Source organism: Micromonospora chokoriensis (assembly GCF_000718555.1).
Taxonomy (GTDB): domain Bacteria; phylum Actinomycetota; class Actinomycetes; order Mycobacteriales; family Micromonosporaceae; genus Micromonospora; species Micromonospora chokoriensis_B.
This window is the reverse complement of record NZ_JOAN01000012.1, coordinates 75,434-90,482: the sequence shown is the minus strand read 5'-3', so window position 1 is coordinate 90,482 and position 15,049 is coordinate 75,434. Positions and strand designations below refer to the sequence as shown.

The window sequence follows — 15,049 nt, the reverse complement described above, 5'->3', positions numbered from 1 at the left end:
CCGATGAGCCCCGGAATCGCACTGTTCAGCTCGGCGATCCTGCTGGCGCTGAACGGGTTCTTCGTGGCCGCCGAGTTCGCCCTGGTGGCCAGCAAGCGCTACCGGCTGGAACAGGCGGCGGCGAACGGCGGTCGAGCCGCCCGCGCCGCGCTCGACGGCGTACGCGAGCTGTCACTGATGTTGGCCGGCGCGCAGCTCGGCATCACGCTCTGCACCCTGGGTCTCGGCGCGCTGGCCGAGCCGGCGATCGAGCACCTGCTCAGCCCTCTGCTGCACGCGGTGGGCCTGCCGGACGCGGCCAGTCACCTGGTCGCCCTGCTCTTCGCCCTCGGGGTGGTGACCTTCCTGCACCTGGTGGTGGGGGAGATGGCGCCGAAGTCGTGGGCGATCACCGACGCGGAGCGCTCGGCGACGCTGCTCGCGTTGCCGTTCCGCGCCTTCGCCCGGGTCTCCCGGCCGGTGCTCTCCGCGCTCAACGCCCTGGCCAACGCGATCCTGCGGCTGCTCGGGGTCACCCAGCAGGATCAGCTCGCCCAGGTGCACGGCCCGGACGAGCTGCGGATCCTGCTGGAGCAGTCCCGTGAGCACGGGCTGCTCGGTGCCGAGCAGCACCAGTTGCTGACCAGCATGCTGGAGTTGCAGGGCACGTCGGTGGCGCAGGTGATGGAGCCGTTCGCCACCATGGTCACCGTCCGTCGGGACGACCCGGCCACTCGGATCGAAGAGGTCAGCCGGGACAGCGGCCGATCCCGGCTCGCGGTGCTCGACGAGGCGGGCGACGTGTGCGGCCTGGTGCACGTCCGGGAGGCGGTCCGGGTGGTCACCACCGGCCGGGTCGCCACCGCCGGGGAGCTGATGACGCCCGCGTTCACCCTGCCCGCGACGTCGTCGGTCACCGAGGCGGTGGCGGCGATGCGGGCCCGGCAGTCACAGCTGGCATTGGTACGCAACGGCGGCGGCCCGGCCCGGCCGATCGGCTTCGTGGCCCTGGAGGACCTCCTTGAGGAGGTCATCGGGGAGTTCGACGACGAGACCGACACGGTGCCGCGCGGGCGGCGACTTCGCTGAGCTCACCGGCCCGGCCGCGCTGCGTCAGCGTGGCCGGGTCGGCGCTGCTCGGCGCGGGCGGGCTTGAGGTCACCGCGACCGGGTAGGCGCGCACGGTGGGGCCGGCGGGGCCCCGTCCCGGGAGGGGGCGTGCGGTGCGGCTGACGGGAGTGTCCCCGGAGTCCGGCCGGACCGGGCTGGCCGTGCAGACCACGCTGCCCAACCCGAGCACCCGGCCGGGCCTGCGCCTGCCCGGGCGGGTGACCCTCGCGGCGGGCCCGCAGGACGTGCTGGTGCGCCACATCCGGCTCGGCCTCGTCACCACGGTCGAGCCGGATGACCCGAACGCTGCCCGGCGCCTCGTGCAGTTCCATCAGTTGCCGATCGCCGGCCGGTTCGTGGTGCCGGCCGGTCGGCGGCGGGCGGTCGACTTCGCGTTGCCGCTGCCGTGGGAGACCCCGGTGACCACGTTCGGCGGGGTGCCGCTGTTGAGTCTGCGGATGGGCCTGCGGACCGAGGTCTCGCTCGACCCCGATCTCGACCAGGGCGCCATGGTGCCGATCTTCGTGCACCCGATCCCCACCCAGCAGCACGTGCTGGCGGCGCTGGACACGCTGGGCTTCATGATCCGTCAGTCCGGGTTGCAGGAGGGCGGGTTGCCGGGGGTGGAGCACACCCTGCCGTTGCACCAGCGCTGGGGCTACTGGGTGGGCCCGCTCTACGCCGGCCCGATCACCGAGCTGGAGGTGATCTTCGTGACCAACTCGGCGGGTCTGGAGGCGATCCTCTGGATGGATCGCCGGTTGGCGCTGGCCGGGATCACGCACCAGAGCATCAGCCGATTCCGGATCTGGCACGCGGACGCCGACCAGCGGGACTGGATCGCCACCGTGGACGGCTGGATCCGCCAGGCGATCAACCGGCACGCCGCCGCGGCCGCGCACGCCGACTGGTCCGCGCGGATCAGCGGGTCCGCCCACGTCAGCCGCCACCCCGACGAGCCGATCAAGCCCGGCTACGGCCTTGGTGGCACCGCCGGCGGCGCCGGCGTGGGAGGCGGCGGCTCCGGCGGCGGCGACGGCACCTGACCGGGGCGGGTCAGCCGGCGCTGGCGGTGGCCAGCTTGAGGCTAAAGGCCAGGAACAGGGCTGCCACGGCGGTGGTGCCGCCGGCCGCCAGGCGGCGACGCCTGCGGAACTGGGCGGCCAGGAAGGTGCCCGCGAAGATCAACGCGGTCAGGTAGAGGCCGCTGGTCACCTGGGCGATCAGCCCGAGTAGCAGGAACGACAGCGCCGGCCAGGCGTAGCCGGGGTCGACGAACTGGATGAAGAACGAGATGAAGAACAGGATCGCCTTCGGGTTCAGCAGGCTGATCACCAGCGCCTTGCGGAACGGGCTGCGCATCTCCGCCGGCTGCGCGGCGTCGATGAGGCGCGGCGTGCTCGGGTCGTTGCGGTCGCGCCAGCGCCGCACGGCGCCGAGCAGCATGGTCACCCCGACATAACCGAGGTACGCGGCACCGATGTACTTGATCACCATGAACACCGGCGGGTACGCCTTGAGCAGCGACGCCACCCCGGCGGCGGAGAGGACCATCAGCACCCCGTCGCCGACGAACACTCCGCCGGCGGCCCGATAGCCGGCCCCCACGCCCCGCTTGGCCGCGGTGGAGAGCACGAAGAGCGAGTTGGGCCCGGGCAGCAGGATGATCGCTACGGTGCCCAGCACGTACGTCCAGATGTCGGTGATTCCCAGCACGCCCGCCATCATCACGCCACAGGTGCCGTACGACGAAGTCTTTCTCGCAGCCTGACCTGTGCGCTCGGCCACTCGTCGATGGTCATCGCGTACGTCACGGTGTCGCGCCAGGAGCCGTCCGGGCGTTGCCGGTGCATCCGGAGCACCCCTTCCCGGGTCGCGCCGAGTCGTTCGATGGCCGCCTGGGAGCGAACGTTGCGGATGTCGGTGTGCCAGACCACCCGCACCGCGCCCAGCTCGTCGAAGGCCCGGCCGAGCAGGAGCAGCTTCGCCTCGGTGTTGATCCCGGTACGCCACCAGGGCCGGCCGAGGAAGGTGTGCCCGATCGCCACCGCCCGCCGCTGCGGATCGAGGTCGTAGTAGGACGTGGTGCCGACCACCGCCCCGGTCGCCGCGCACCGCTGCGCCCAGGCCACCCGCTCACCCCGGTGCTGGGCGGCCAGGGCGGTGCCGATCACCTCGGCGGTTTCGGCGGGCGTGGTGGGCGGCGCGACGCTGAGGTGTCGCCACACCTGCGGGTCTGCGGTGGCGGCGTGCAACTCGTCGGTGTGCGCCAACTCCAGGGGCTCCAGCCGAACGTGCTCGCCGTGCAGCGGCACCGGGTCGTGCCAGGGCGTGCGGGGCGTCCGCAGGTACGTCGGCAGCGGCGCGGTGACCCCGGCGTCGGGCTCGGGTGCCCCGGCGGTCAGGCGCAGCGGCAGCACACCGGCCCAGTGCGGAAGGTGCAGGTCGGCTTCGTCCTCGCGGACCCCGCCGGTGCGGGCCCGGACGGACACCTCGCGCAGCGGCAGCGCCAGGACTGCGGTCTCGGCCAGCTCGCGCCGGCTGGGCGGGCGGGTGGCCGCGCTGCGTCCCGCGCCGACCTTCTCGACAAGCGCGGTGAGCATGGCGAGCTTCTCCCGCTCGTCGCTGATCAGTCGGGCGGTGCCGTGCGCGACGACCGAGCGGTAGTTGGCGCTGTGGTGGAACTGCGAGCGGGCGTAGACGAGCCCGTCGAGCAGGGTCACCGCGACGCAGACCGGCAGCCCGTCGTCGCCTCGGGCGGCGAGCAGCGGCCGGCTGCCGGTGGAGCCGTGCAGGTAGAGCGTGTCACCGATGCGCACGTGCAGGGTGGGTAGCACCCGTGGCTGGCCGTCGACGGTGAAGCTGAGCGCGCAGTCGTACGCCTCGTCGAGCACGGCGTGGGCAGCGGCCTGGTCGTAGCTCAGCTTGTCGCGCGAACGATGTGGTGTGGTCCGGGCGGTGGGTGGATACATGCGCGCGGCCCCTTTGTTCTAGTACAATCTCTTGTTTGTGTCAGCACGCTATCAGCTCACCGGAGCGACAGCCGTCGAGATTTCGGCCAGCATCGAGTCGGGCATCCGTACCGGCGCCCTGTCACCGGGGGCTGCCCTGCCGCCCGTGCGGGCGCTCGCCGCCGAGCTGGGGGTCAGCCCCGCCACCGTCGCCCGCGCCTACCAGGAGCTGCGCCAACGCGGCCTGCTCGCCACCGCCGGGCGGCACGGCACCCGGGTACGCCCCCGCCCGCCGGTGGCCGCCCGACGCTCCGCGCTGCGGCCCCCACCGCTGCCCGGCGCCCGCGACCTGTCCCGGGGCGAACCCGACCCCCGGCTGCTGCCCCCGCTGGGCCCGCACCTGGCGGCGCTCGCCGCCGACGGCGGCCCGTCGGTCGGCTACTCCGACGCCGGAGTGCTCCCCGAGCTGGCGGAGGCGGCCCGCGCCCGGCTGCGCGCCGACGGCGTACCGGCCGGGGAGTTGACTCTCGTCGGCGGGGCGCTGGACGGCATCGAGCGGCTGCTCGGCGCCCACCTGCGCCCCGGCGACGCGGTCGCCGTCGAGGACCCGGGCTGGGCCAACCTGCTCGACCTGGTCGCCGCGCTGGGGTTGCGTCCGATCGGGGTGCCGCTGGACGACGAGGGGCCACTTGTCACCGGGGTGGCCGCGGCGCTCGCCGCCGGAGCACGGGCGCTGATCATCACCAGCCGGGCCCAGAACCCGACCGGCGCCGCCGTCTCCGCAGCCCGCGCCGAGGCGCTGCGGGCGCTGCTCGCCGGCCGACAAGACCTGCTGCTGATCGAGGACGACCACGCGGCCGAACTGGCCCGCGTACCCCTGCACCCGCTGGCCGGCGCGACCGCGAGTTGGGCGTTCCTGCGCTCGGTGAGCAAGCCCTTCGGCCCGGACCTGCGGCTGGCGGTGCTGGTCGGCGACGAGACGACGGTGGCCCGGGTGAGTGGCCGTACGCGGGTCGGTGCCGGCTGGGTCTCCACAGTGCTGCAACGCCTGGTGCTCGCCCTGTGGCGGGATCCGGCGGTCACCGAGTTGGTGCAGCGGGCGGCGCAGAGCTACGAGCAGCGGCGCGACGGGTTGCTCGCCGCGCTGGCCGAGCATGGCCTGACCGCACATGGTCGCAGCGGCATCAACGTCTGGCTGCCGGTGGCGGACGAGACCAGCACGGTGACCGCGCTCCGCGACGCCGGCTGGGCGGTGGCCCCCGGCGCCCTCTACCGGATCGCCGCGCCGCCCGCTCTCCGCATCACCGTCAGCCCGCTGACCACAGACGATCTGGCCCCCCTGGCCGCTGCCCTGGCCGAAGCGGCAAACCCCACCCCCCTTCGAGGCTTCCCCACCTGACCCCTGCGATCTTGCAGTTTGTGTTGGCTGAATGTCGGACCTGTGGATGTTGGTCGGGACAGAAAGTGCGAGATCGCGGGGATTCGGGGCGGCGGGGACGGGTATGCGCCGGCCGGAGGTGTGGGAGATATGGCTTCTGGTGGGGCTCGTAAGGGGATTTGGATCGCGGTGGCGGTGGCGATCATCGTCATCGTCATCGTGCTGATCGCGATCGCTTCCGGCGGCGATGGGGGCGGTAACGGGTACTGACGCGGCGGCAGTGGTGCGCCGGGGTGTAACCGACAGCGGGCGCCGAACGGGTATATAACAGTCGGCATGGCCGAGCAGACCGGGAGCGCTCCTGGCGCCCAGCGGTTCATTCCGCCCGACGCCGACACCATCGACGACCTGCGCACCGCTGCCGGCGGCTGCCGGGGCTGTGAGCTGCACCGGGATGCCTCCCAGACGGTCTTCGGTCGGGGTGACGAAAGCGCCCGCGTGGTGCTGGTCGGCGAGCAGCCCGGCGACATGGAGGACCAGAAGGGGCTGCCCTTCGTCGGCCCGGCCGGACGCCTGCTGCGCCGCGCGGTCGACGACGCCGGGCTGGACCCGGGGCAGCTCTACCTGACAAATGCCGTAAAGCACTTCCGTTTTGAACTGCGCGGCAGGCGGCGGATCCACCAGACCCCGGACCAGGTGCACATCACCGCCTGCCGACCGTGGTTGGTCGCCGAGTTCGCCCGGCTGCGTCCGGAGATCGTGGTGGTGCTCGGCGCGACCGCAGCCAAGGCGCTGCTCGGCCCGTCCTTCCGGGTCACCCGCCAGCGGGGTGAGCTGCTGCCCTGGCCGGAATCGGCCCAACACCCCGCAGACTTCGAGCAGGTGCCGGTGGACAACGCCGGAAAGCGGACCGACGCGCCGTCGGCCCGGTTGTTGGCCACCATCCACCCGTCCGCAGTCCTGCGCGCGGACGACCAGGACAAGGCGTACGAGGGACTGGTCGCCGACCTCACTGTCGTGACCCGCGCCCTGCCCGGCTAGCCGGCAACCGCAGCCGTGAGCCGTCCAGATCTTGGACAGTTTCCGTTCGCGCGGAACGGAAACCGTCCAAGATTGACAGTGCTTCGCGGATCGCGTGAGCGGGTAACGGGTGTCGATGGACGTTGACAACAAGGAGCGTGGTGCGGGTGCGTCCGCTGTGGCCGCCGGGCGTCGCGAGAGATTGAAGCGATTCATCGAGCGGGCACCCGGCTTGCAGCTCATGGCCCTCTACTGGGTGCCGATGACGGTGTTCATCGGGCTGCCGGTGCGCTGGCTCTTCGACCGACAGGACGCACTGGCCGTGGCCGTGCTGGGTGCCGCTCTGAACACCGTCTGGATCGGCCCCACGATCTCCCTGACGCAGCGCCTTCTGGGCGACGCCCGGCGGGATCCCGAGGGCCACGCGCTGCGCCAGGCACTGCGTACCGGCAGCGTGCCCGAGGACGACGCGGTACGGGCCGAACTGCCCACGTACCTCGCAGGGCAGCGGCAGGCCACCTGGGCGGCGCTGCTGTCCATCGTGGGCACCTCTCTCGGGCTGATCCTGCTCGCTCTGCTCGCTGCCGACAACGAGGGCTTCGCGGTGATCTTCGGCGTGGTCGCGGTAGTCAGTGTGGCCGTCGCCGCGCGCACTCTGACCCAGATCCGTCGGCTCGCGTCCCTGCTGGCCGTGCCCAACCCACCGGAAACACCCTGATCGCGCAGGTGAGAGCGCTTGTCGGAGGGCTCATCCGGGCACCATAGGCGTGGGTCGCGCCGGCAGCGACCCCGTTGCGGGCGGGCCCGCTCAAACGGAGCGGAGCCGGTGGACGGTTCGGCGCTCGGCAGACCCACTGCCGCTGACCGGTGCGGGTGCGCGAGGATGAGTCACCCCTTCCGACAGGAGCGCCGATGGCGACCGACCTGACCGCGCCGCGTCCCGCCGCCCGACCCGACGTCACGTCGATCCAGCGGCGCACCCTGCGGCTGCTCTTCACCACGCAGATCATCGGCGGAATCGGCGTCACCATCGGCATCGCCGTCGGCGCGCTGCTCGCGGCACGGATCGCCGGGACCGCGGTGGCCGGTGTCGCGCAGAGCGCCGGCGTCGTCGGTGCCGCGCTGCTCGCCGTCCCGGTCACCCGGGTCATGGCCCGGCACGGTCGCCGGCCGGGCCTGGTGTTGGCGTACACGGTCGGGGCCGTCGGCGGTGTACTGGTGGTGCTGGCCGCCGTCACCCGCTCGGTGCCGTTGCTCTTCCTCGGCATGCTCCTCTTCGGCGGGGGCACGGCCGCGAACCTGCAGGCCCGCTACACGGCAGTGGATCTCGCCGAGCCGGCCCGACGAGGGCGGCAGCTCTCCCTGATCGTCTGGGCGACCACCATCGGTGCGGTGGCCGCGCCGAACTTCGCGGCGCTGGCCGACCGGGTCACCACCGGCTGGGGGCTGCCCCCGCTGGCCGGCCCGTTCGCGTTCAGCGCGGCCGCGTTCGTGCTGGCTGCCGTCGTACTCCTGGGGTTGCTCCGGCCCGACCCGCTGCTCACCGCGCGGCGGCTCGCGGCGGCCGAGGAGCCCGCCGCCGACGCGACGGCGACCGCCGTGGCGGCCGAGGCGCCCGCGGCTGGCGGCGATGCGACACCGGCGGCCGCGCCGGTCAAGGTGCGCGCGCCGCGCGGCGCCGGGATGCGTGCGGCCTGGTCGGTGGTACGCGGGCAGCCCGCCGCCCGACTCGGCATCGCCGCGGTGGCGGTGGGTCACCTGGTGATGGTGGCGGTGATGGCGATGACCCCGGTCCGGCTCGGTGAGTCGCACGCCGATGCCGACGTGTTGCGGCTGGTCGGCATCGTGTTGAGTCTGCACATCGCCGGCATGTACGCGTTCTCCCCGGTGGTCGGTTGGCTCACCGACCGGCTCGGTCGACGGGCGGTGATCCTCGGTGGGGTCGGGCTGCTGCTGGCCGCCTGCGCGGTCGCCGGCACCGCCGGGCACCACACGCCTCGGCTGTCGGTGGGTCTGGTCCTGCTCGGGCTGGGCTGGTCGGGGACGATGGTGGCCGGCTCGACCCTGCTGTCCGAGTCGGTGCCGGCCGGGGTACGGCCGAGCGTCCAGGGGCTGTCCGACCTGATCATGGGGTTGGCCGGGGCCGGGGCCGCCGTGGCCAGTGGGTTTGTCATGCAGTTCGCCGGATATCCCGTGCTCACCCTGCTCGCGGCGGTCGCGGCGGTGCCCCTGGTGGCGCTAGCGTTGCGCCCGGTGCCGACCGGGGCGCCGGACGAGGAGGGCTGATCACTGTGCGGCTGACCGACTTCTGGACGCGGCTGGACGAGGCGTTCGGGCCCGGCTACGCGGCCAGCATCGCCCGCGATCAGGTGCTGTCCCAGCTCGGCGGACGGACCATCGAGCAGGCGCTGGCATCGGGGGAGCAGACGCACGTGGTGTGGCGGGCGGTCTGCGCCGCGTACCCCGACCGGGTGCCCGCTCGACTACGCTGAGCAGCCTTTTCGTCGCTTCCGCGTGTCGCTTCTCGAGTCGTACACCTGTTCGGCTATTGTCCACAGCGGGGTGCTCGTCCACAGCTCGCGGCCCGTCGGCTGGTTTTCTGTCGGACCTAGCGCCTAGCGTGTCCGCGTGACGCGAAGCTCAGCAAAGACGCCGGCGAAGGCAGGGGTGGCAACCATGGCAGCAGGGCCTGACCGGGAGAAGGCACTCGACCTTGCTCTCGCTCAGATTGACAAGCAATTCGGCAAGGGCTCGGTGATGCGGCTGGGTGACCGGCCGGTCGTCCAGACCGCGATTATTCCGACCGGCTCCATCGCGCTCGACGTGGCGCTGGGCATTGGTGGTCTGCCGCGTGGCCGGGTGGTCGAGATCTACGGCCCCGAGTCCAGTGGTAAGACCACGGTGGCGCTGCACGCGGTGGCCAACGCCCAGCGCAACGGTGGCATCGCCGCCTTCATCGACGCCGAGCACGCGCTCGACCCGGAGTACGCGAAGGCCCTCGGCGTCGACACCGACGCCATGCTGGTCTCGCAGCCGGACACCGGCGAACAGGCGCTGGAGATCGCGGACATGCTGATCCGCTCCGGCGCTCTGGACATCATCGTGATCGACTCGGTGGCGGCCCTGGTGCCGCGCGCCGAGATCGAGGGCGAGATGGGCGACAGCCACGTGGGCCTTCAGGCCCGGCTGATGAGCCAGGCACTACGGAAGATCACCGGTGTGCTCAGCAACACCGGCACCACGGCGATCTTCATCAACCAGCTGCGGGAAAAGATCGGCGTCATGTTCGGCAGCCCGGAGACCACCACCGGTGGTCGGGCGCTGAAGTTCTACGCCTCGGTCCGGCTCGACGTGCGACGCATCGAGAGCCTCAAGGACGGCACCGACGTGGTCGGTAACCGCACCCGGGTCAAGGTCGTGAAGAACAAGGTCGCCGCACCGTTCAAGCAGGCCGAGTTCGACATCATGTACGGCAAAGGCATCTCGCGCGAGGGCTCGCTGATCGACGTCGGCGTGGAGCAGGCGATCATCCGTAAGTCCGGCGCGTGGTACACGTACGACGGCGACCAGCTCGGCCAGGGCAAGGAGAAGGCCCGGGAGTTCCTGAAGGAGAACCCGGACGTGGCCGCCGAGATCGAGAAGAAGATCCTGGAGAAGCTCGGCGTCGGGGTCGGCGCGGGTGACGCCGCCGGTGGCCCGGAGCTGCCGCCGGTCGACTTCTGATCGGTCGCTGACTGATGGCAGGACGACGCGCTCGTACGGGGCGGGGCTGGGATGCCAGTCCGCCTCGTACGGGCGACGCCACCGATCCGCCCCGACCCCGACGAGGCCGCCGGGGTCGGTCCGAGGAGACCGACACCGTCGAGTCTCCGGCCCCCCCTCGCGACGAGTCCGAGGTGGCCCGCGAGATCTGCCTGCGCCAGCTCGCCGTCCGGCCCCGCACCCGGGCCGAGCTGGCCGGGGCGTTGGCCAAGCGGGGCATCTCCGAGGAGGTCTCGGCCGAGGTGCTCGACCGGTACGACGAGGTCGGCATCATCGATGACGCCGCGTTCGCCCGGGCCTGGGTGTCCAGCCGGCACGCCGGGCGTGGCCTCGCTCGTCGGGCGCTCGCCAACGAGCTGCGCCGCAAGGGCGTGGACGGCGAGGTGGCCACCGAGGCGCTGGGTGAGCTGGACGAGGAGACCGAGGCGGACACCGCCCGTGGCCTCGTGGACCGCAAGTTGCGTACCGCCCGAGGTGAGCCGGACGCGGTCTTCCGCCGACTGGTGGGCATGCTGGCCCGCAAGGGCTACCCGCCCGGCGTGGCGATCCGGGCGGTGAAGGACGCGCTCGCCGCGCAGAGCGCCGAGGCGGCCGAGTTCGCCGAGCAGATCGACGCCGACGCGCTCGCCGAAGCCGAGGGTGAATTGGAGCGCGACAGCCGTTCGTCCGACTGATCGTCTGGCGTTCGCGCGGTGGTTGTCCGCCAGTTGGACGGTTGGGTCACACCCGCCCACCGACCGGCGTACCCAGGCCGTATGGCACCGGACGGTCGGTTAGGCCCGGGTTGAGCAGGCATGACTCGTTTCGCCGCTCGTACACCTCGTGGAGTTTGTCCCCTCCTGTCCGGCGTGATATCAGCGCGCGGTGACGACGCAACTTCTCTCCGTTCGGGGGGTTTGATCATGAGTCCTTGACCAGAGCACCCCCGGCGACCTAGCCTCGCCATACAGGCTCACATTGCCCGACCAGCGCAGGCTAAGCGCACAACATAGATCGCGTAACAAGACAGCATCACTTTGGCCGACTCCGCGGCCTTTGGCGGCAGTTCCGGACAGGCCGTTCCGGAACTCTGCGACAACTGCACCCGGTCGCCGACGCTGCCTCCCGGGCACCGCCGGCGGAGAAAGCTATCCACGGCCAGCCGCTCCGGTCGGGCGTCCACAGCCGCAGGAGTGTGCCCCGGGCACGGTCGCTGCGGTCTCGACGTTAGGGGAGGCGGCCATGGCGGGGCGGCGGCACAGGTTCACCGGTAGACCCGACGGGGTCCCGGCATGAACGCCTTCGACGTCGTGCTCCTCGCGGCAGTCCTCGTCCTCGCGGTGGTGGTGATCGGGGCCGTGCTGGTCGGCATCCGGACACTGCGCCGGATGGGCGCCGCGCCGGCCCCGGAGGATCCCGCCTTCATCGCCGAGAAGGACCGCCAGGAGCAGTCGCTGGCCGCCCTGCGGACCGCGGCCGACGAGGCGAACAGCACGATCGACGTGGCGAAGTCCGCGGCTGCCGCAGCTCGTACCGAGGCGGCGGCGGCGAAGGCCGAGGCGAAGGCGGCCCGCGCCGAGGCGCGTCGGGTCCTCGACGACGCCCGGGCCGAGGCGGACACCGTTCTGGAGCGCGCCCACAAGCAGGCCGAGGCGGACGCCGAACAGCTGCGGACGGCAGCGCGGCGCAGCGGCGAGCGGGAGGTCGCGGTGCTCGCCGCCACCACCCGGGAGCAGGCCGCCGAGGTGGAACGTCGGGCAGCTCGGATGGACGAGCGGGAACGGATGCACACCGAGGAGGTGGAGCGCTTCGCTGAGCGGGAGCGGCAGCTCACCGCCGCGAAGGCTGCCCTCGCCGCCCGGGAGACCGCGCTCGCCCAGCGGGAGATCGAGCTCACCGAGTCGGAGGAGCTGCGCCGCCGGGAGTTGGAGCGGGTCGCCGGGCTCACCGCCGACTCCGCGCGACAGGAGCTGGTCGACGCCATCGAGACGTCCGCCAAGCGGGAGGCCGCGCTGCTCGTGCGGGACATCGAGTCCGACGCGCGCAACACGGCCGAGCAGCGGGCCCGACACATCGTGGTGGACGCGATCCAGCGGGTCGCCAGCGAGCAGACCGCGGAGAGCGTGGTGAGCGTCCTGCACCTGCCCGGTGACGAGATGAAGGGGCGGATCATCGGCCGGGAGGGGCGCAACATCCGCGCCTTCGAGTCGGTGACCGGCGTCAACCTGATCATCGACGACACCCCCGAGGCGGTGCTGCTCTCCTGCTTCGACCCGGTCCGTCGCGAGGTGGGCCGGCTGACCCTGGAGAAGCTGGTCCTGGACGGGCGGATCCACCCGCACCGGATCGAGGAGGTCTACGATCTGGCCCGGCAGGAGGTGGAGCAGCTCTGCCTCCGCGCCGCCGAGGACGCCCTCGTCGAGGTCGGCATCACCGAGATCCACCCGGAGCTGGTGACCCTGCTCGGCCGGCTGCGCTACCGCACCTCGTACGGGCAGAACGTGCTCAAGCACCTGGTCGAGACCGCCCACATCGCCGGCATCATGGCCGCCGAGCTGCGGCTGGACGTGCCCATCATCAAGCGGTCGGCGTTCCTGCACGACATCGGCAAGGCGCTCACCCATGAGGTGGAGGGCAGCCACGCGATCATCGGCGCGGACCTGGCCCGCAAGTACGGCGAGCACGAGGACGTGGTGCACGCCATCGAGGCGCACCACAACGAGGTCCCCCCGCAGACCATCGAGGCCGTGCTCACCCAGGCCTCCGACGCCTGCTCCGGCGGTCGGCCGGGCGCACGTCGGGAGAGCCTGGAGGCGTACGTCAAGCGGCTTGAGCGGATCGAGGAGATCGCGGCCAGCAAGCTCGGCGTGGACAAGGTCTTCGCCATGCAGGCCGGCCGGGAGATCCGGGTGATGGTCAAGCCGGACGACGTGGACGACATCGGAGCGGCCGTGCTGGCCCGCGACGTGGCCAAGCAGATCGAGGAGGAGCTGACCTACCCGGGTCAGATCCGGGTCACCGTGGTCCGCGAGTCCCGGGTCACCGAGATCGCTCGCTGACCGGCCCGATCACCACGCGCTCAGCAATATCGGGGTGTCCCCAAGGAGGGGACACCCCGATATCAAGTAAATCGAGTCGATCAGGCGCCGTCCGGCCCGGTCAGATCATCCGGCCGGCGGCGTCGCCGACATCCTGGGAGGGCAACACCTTTGCGGCCGTCCGACGGCTGCGACCCATCCGCTTCTGCAGCCACCACGCCAGGATCGACAGCGCACCGCAGATGGCGATGTAGATCGCCCCCACGATCAAGTAGGTCGGCACGTACGGCAGCCCGAACGGTAACCGGCCACCGATTTGCTTACCCACGAAGAGCAGTTCTGGGTACGTGATGATGAAACCCAGCGCGGTGTCCTTGAGCAGCACGACGAGCTGACTGACGATCGCCGGGAGCATCGACCGGACGGCCTGCGGCAGCAGGATCAGTCGCAGCACCTGGTTCTTGCGCATGCCGATCGCGTAGGCGCCCTCGGTCTGCCCGTACGGCACCGCGTTGATGCCAGCCCGGAAGATCTCCGCGAGCACCGAGCCGTTGTAGAGCATCAGCCCGATGACCAGCGCCCACAGCTTGTCGATCGACCAGCCGTACTGCAACGGCACGTAGTAGCCGAAGAAGATCAGGATCAGGAGCGGGATCGCCCGGAACAGCTCCACCACGAAGGTAGCCGGGGTACGCAGGATCCATTTGTCGCTCAGCCGGCCACTGGCGAAGACCGCACCGAAGAGCAGCGCCAGGACCGCGGCGATGGCGGCCGCCTTCAGTGTCGCCCCGAGGCCGGCGAGCAGTTCACGCTGCACCGAGGCGTACTGGAACTGCTCCCACCTGCGGGCCTCGAACTGGCCGGTGTCGGCGAACTTGTAGCCGATGTAGGCGAGCAGGGCGATGATGCCGGCGGTGGAGACGACGCCCAGGATCGCGTTGCGCCGCTTGGCGCGGGGCCCGGGCAGGTCGTAGAGGATCGACGCCTGGCTCAACTCAGCCACCTTCCGTTCGCGACTGCGGGGCTCGCAAGCTCACTCCTCGCGCTCACCGCAGCCACCTTCCGTTCGCGACTGCGGGGCTCGCAAGCTCACTCCTCGCGCTCACCGCAGCCACCTTCCGCTCACGGCCGTCGGGCTCGCCAGCTCGTTCATCGGGCGACCCTCCACTTGCGCTCCAGGATCCGCTGCAACGCCACCAGCGGCAGGATCAAGATCAGGAATCCGATGGTGATCCAGAGCAGGACGGCGAACTGTGGCTCGCCCCGCTCGGCCATGTACGCGGGGATCGCGCCAGCTTCCAGCACCGAGAAACCGGCGGCGATTGTGGTGTTCTTCAGCATCGCGATGAACACGCTCATCATCGGCGGGACCATCGCCCGCAGCGCCTGTGGCAGCACGATGAGGGTGAGCACCTGGCCGAAGGTCATGCCCAGCGCGCGGGCCGCCTCGGCCTGCCCGGCGGCGACGGTGTTCACGCCGGAGCGGATCACCTCGCACACGAAGGCGGAGGTGTAGACGGTCAGCGCGACGGCGGCGCTGTCGTCGTAGTCGATGTTGACGTCGAGCTTCGGCACCGCGAACACGAGGAACGCGAAGACCAACGTCAGAGGGGTGTTGCGCACCAAATTGACGTACGTGGCGCCGAATGCCCGCAGCGCTGGTACGGGGGAGACCCGCATCGCGCCAAGCAGCGTGCCGAGGACGAGGCTGCCGACCGCGGCGATCAGGAAAAGTTTGACGGTGTTGGTGAACCCGTCAACGAACAGTTGCCCGTTGTCCGTCAGTACGCGGAAGAACTCGCCCATGCCTCGCTCTCAGTCCTCGGACGGGC

Annotated in this window: 14 protein-coding genes; 10 read left to right on the top strand and 4 right to left on the bottom strand. The window is 71.4% G+C overall.

Translation table 11 applies throughout. From position 1 onward, the window contains the following. The first annotated feature begins 3 nt into the window (after positions 1-3). Positions 4-1,068, top strand: a complete 1,065-nt coding sequence (locus IF46_RS0117510; protein WP_030489430.1) for a hemolysin family protein — start codon at positions 4-6, stop codon at positions 1,066-1,068. 134 nt (positions 1,069-1,202) lie between these two features. Beyond that, complete coding sequence (locus IF46_RS0117505; protein ID WP_030489429.1) at positions 1,203-2,135, top strand: sporulation protein; 933 nt, start codon at positions 1,203-1,205, stop codon at positions 2,133-2,135. 10 nt (positions 2,136-2,145) lie between these two features. Here the strand turns inward: IF46_RS0117505 and leuE are convergent, their stop codons facing one another. Together leuE and IF46_RS0117495 are read right to left on the bottom strand one after the other, a co-directional pair. Further along, entirely contained in the window at positions 2,146-2,817 is a 672-nt protein-coding gene (gene leuE / locus IF46_RS0117500) for a leucine efflux protein LeuE (protein ID WP_030489428.1), read from the bottom strand. Further along, positions 2,817-4,061 carry a bifunctional pyridoxamine 5'-phosphate oxidase family protein/GNAT family N-acetyltransferase gene (locus IF46_RS0117495; protein ID WP_030489427.1) on the bottom strand — a complete coding sequence of 415 codons (1,245 nt, stop codon included), beginning with the start codon at positions 4,059-4,061 and terminating at the stop codon, positions 2,817-2,819. The genes leuE and IF46_RS0117495 overlap by 1 nt, the downstream gene beginning before the upstream one ends. 37 nt (positions 4,062-4,098) lie before the next feature. On the opposite strand from IF46_RS0117495, the gene IF46_RS0117490 reads away from it, so the two are divergent. The 8 genes from IF46_RS0117490 to rny all read left to right on the top strand — a co-directional run bounded on the left by IF46_RS0117490 (position 4,099) and on the right by rny (position 13,238). After that, on the top strand, positions 4,099-5,439 hold the full coding sequence (locus IF46_RS0117490) for an aminotransferase class I/II-fold pyridoxal phosphate-dependent enzyme (protein WP_030489426.1): 1,341 nt from the start codon (positions 4,099-4,101) through the stop codon (positions 5,437-5,439). A gap of 315 nt (positions 5,440-5,754) precedes the next feature. Next, complete coding sequence (locus IF46_RS0117480; protein ID WP_030489425.1) at positions 5,755-6,459, top strand: UdgX family uracil-DNA binding protein; 705 nt, start codon at positions 5,755-5,757, stop codon at positions 6,457-6,459. Positions 6,460-6,574: 115 nt separating this feature from the next. Further along, entirely contained in the window at positions 6,575-7,156 is a 582-nt protein-coding gene (locus IF46_RS0117475; RefSeq protein WP_157563120.1) for a hypothetical protein, read from the top strand. Positions 7,157-7,350: 194 nt separating this feature from the next. Beyond that, complete coding sequence (locus tag IF46_RS0117470) at positions 7,351-8,724, top strand: MFS transporter (protein ID WP_030489423.1); 1,374 nt, start codon at positions 7,351-7,353, stop codon at positions 8,722-8,724. Positions 8,725-8,729: 5 nt separating this feature from the next. Then, positions 8,730-8,930 carry a DUF3046 domain-containing protein gene (locus IF46_RS0117465; protein ID WP_030489422.1) on the top strand — a complete coding sequence of 67 codons (201 nt, stop codon included), beginning with the start codon at positions 8,730-8,732 and terminating at the stop codon, positions 8,928-8,930. Positions 8,931-9,114: 184 nt separating this feature from the next. Next, entirely contained in the window at positions 9,115-10,161 is a 1,047-nt protein-coding gene (gene recA / locus IF46_RS0117460) for a recombinase RecA (protein WP_007456801.1), read from the top strand. A gap of 14 nt (positions 10,162-10,175) precedes the next feature. Next, the gene (locus tag IF46_RS0117455) at positions 10,176-10,874 is read left to right on the top strand and encodes a regulatory protein RecX (RefSeq protein ID WP_030489421.1); all 699 of its coding nucleotides are present in this window, start codon (positions 10,176-10,178) and stop codon (positions 10,872-10,874) included. A gap of 597 nt (positions 10,875-11,471) precedes the next feature. Next, positions 11,472-13,238 (top strand): ribonuclease Y, encoded by a 1,767-nt coding sequence (gene rny, locus IF46_RS0117450; RefSeq protein ID WP_030489420.1) that lies wholly within the window; start codon positions 11,472-11,474, stop codon positions 13,236-13,238. 100 nt (positions 13,239-13,338) lie between these two features. On the opposite strand, the gene IF46_RS0117445 is transcribed toward rny, so the two are convergent. Beyond that, on the bottom strand, positions 13,339-14,211 hold the full coding sequence (locus IF46_RS0117445) for an amino acid ABC transporter permease (RefSeq protein ID WP_030489419.1): 873 nt from the start codon (positions 14,209-14,211) through the stop codon (positions 13,339-13,341). A 155-nt stretch (positions 14,212-14,366) separates the two neighbouring features. Beyond that, positions 14,367-15,023 (bottom strand): amino acid ABC transporter permease, encoded by a 657-nt coding sequence (locus IF46_RS0117440; RefSeq protein ID WP_030489418.1) that lies wholly within the window; start codon positions 15,021-15,023, stop codon positions 14,367-14,369. Between the last annotated feature and the right edge of the window lie 26 nt (positions 15,024-15,049).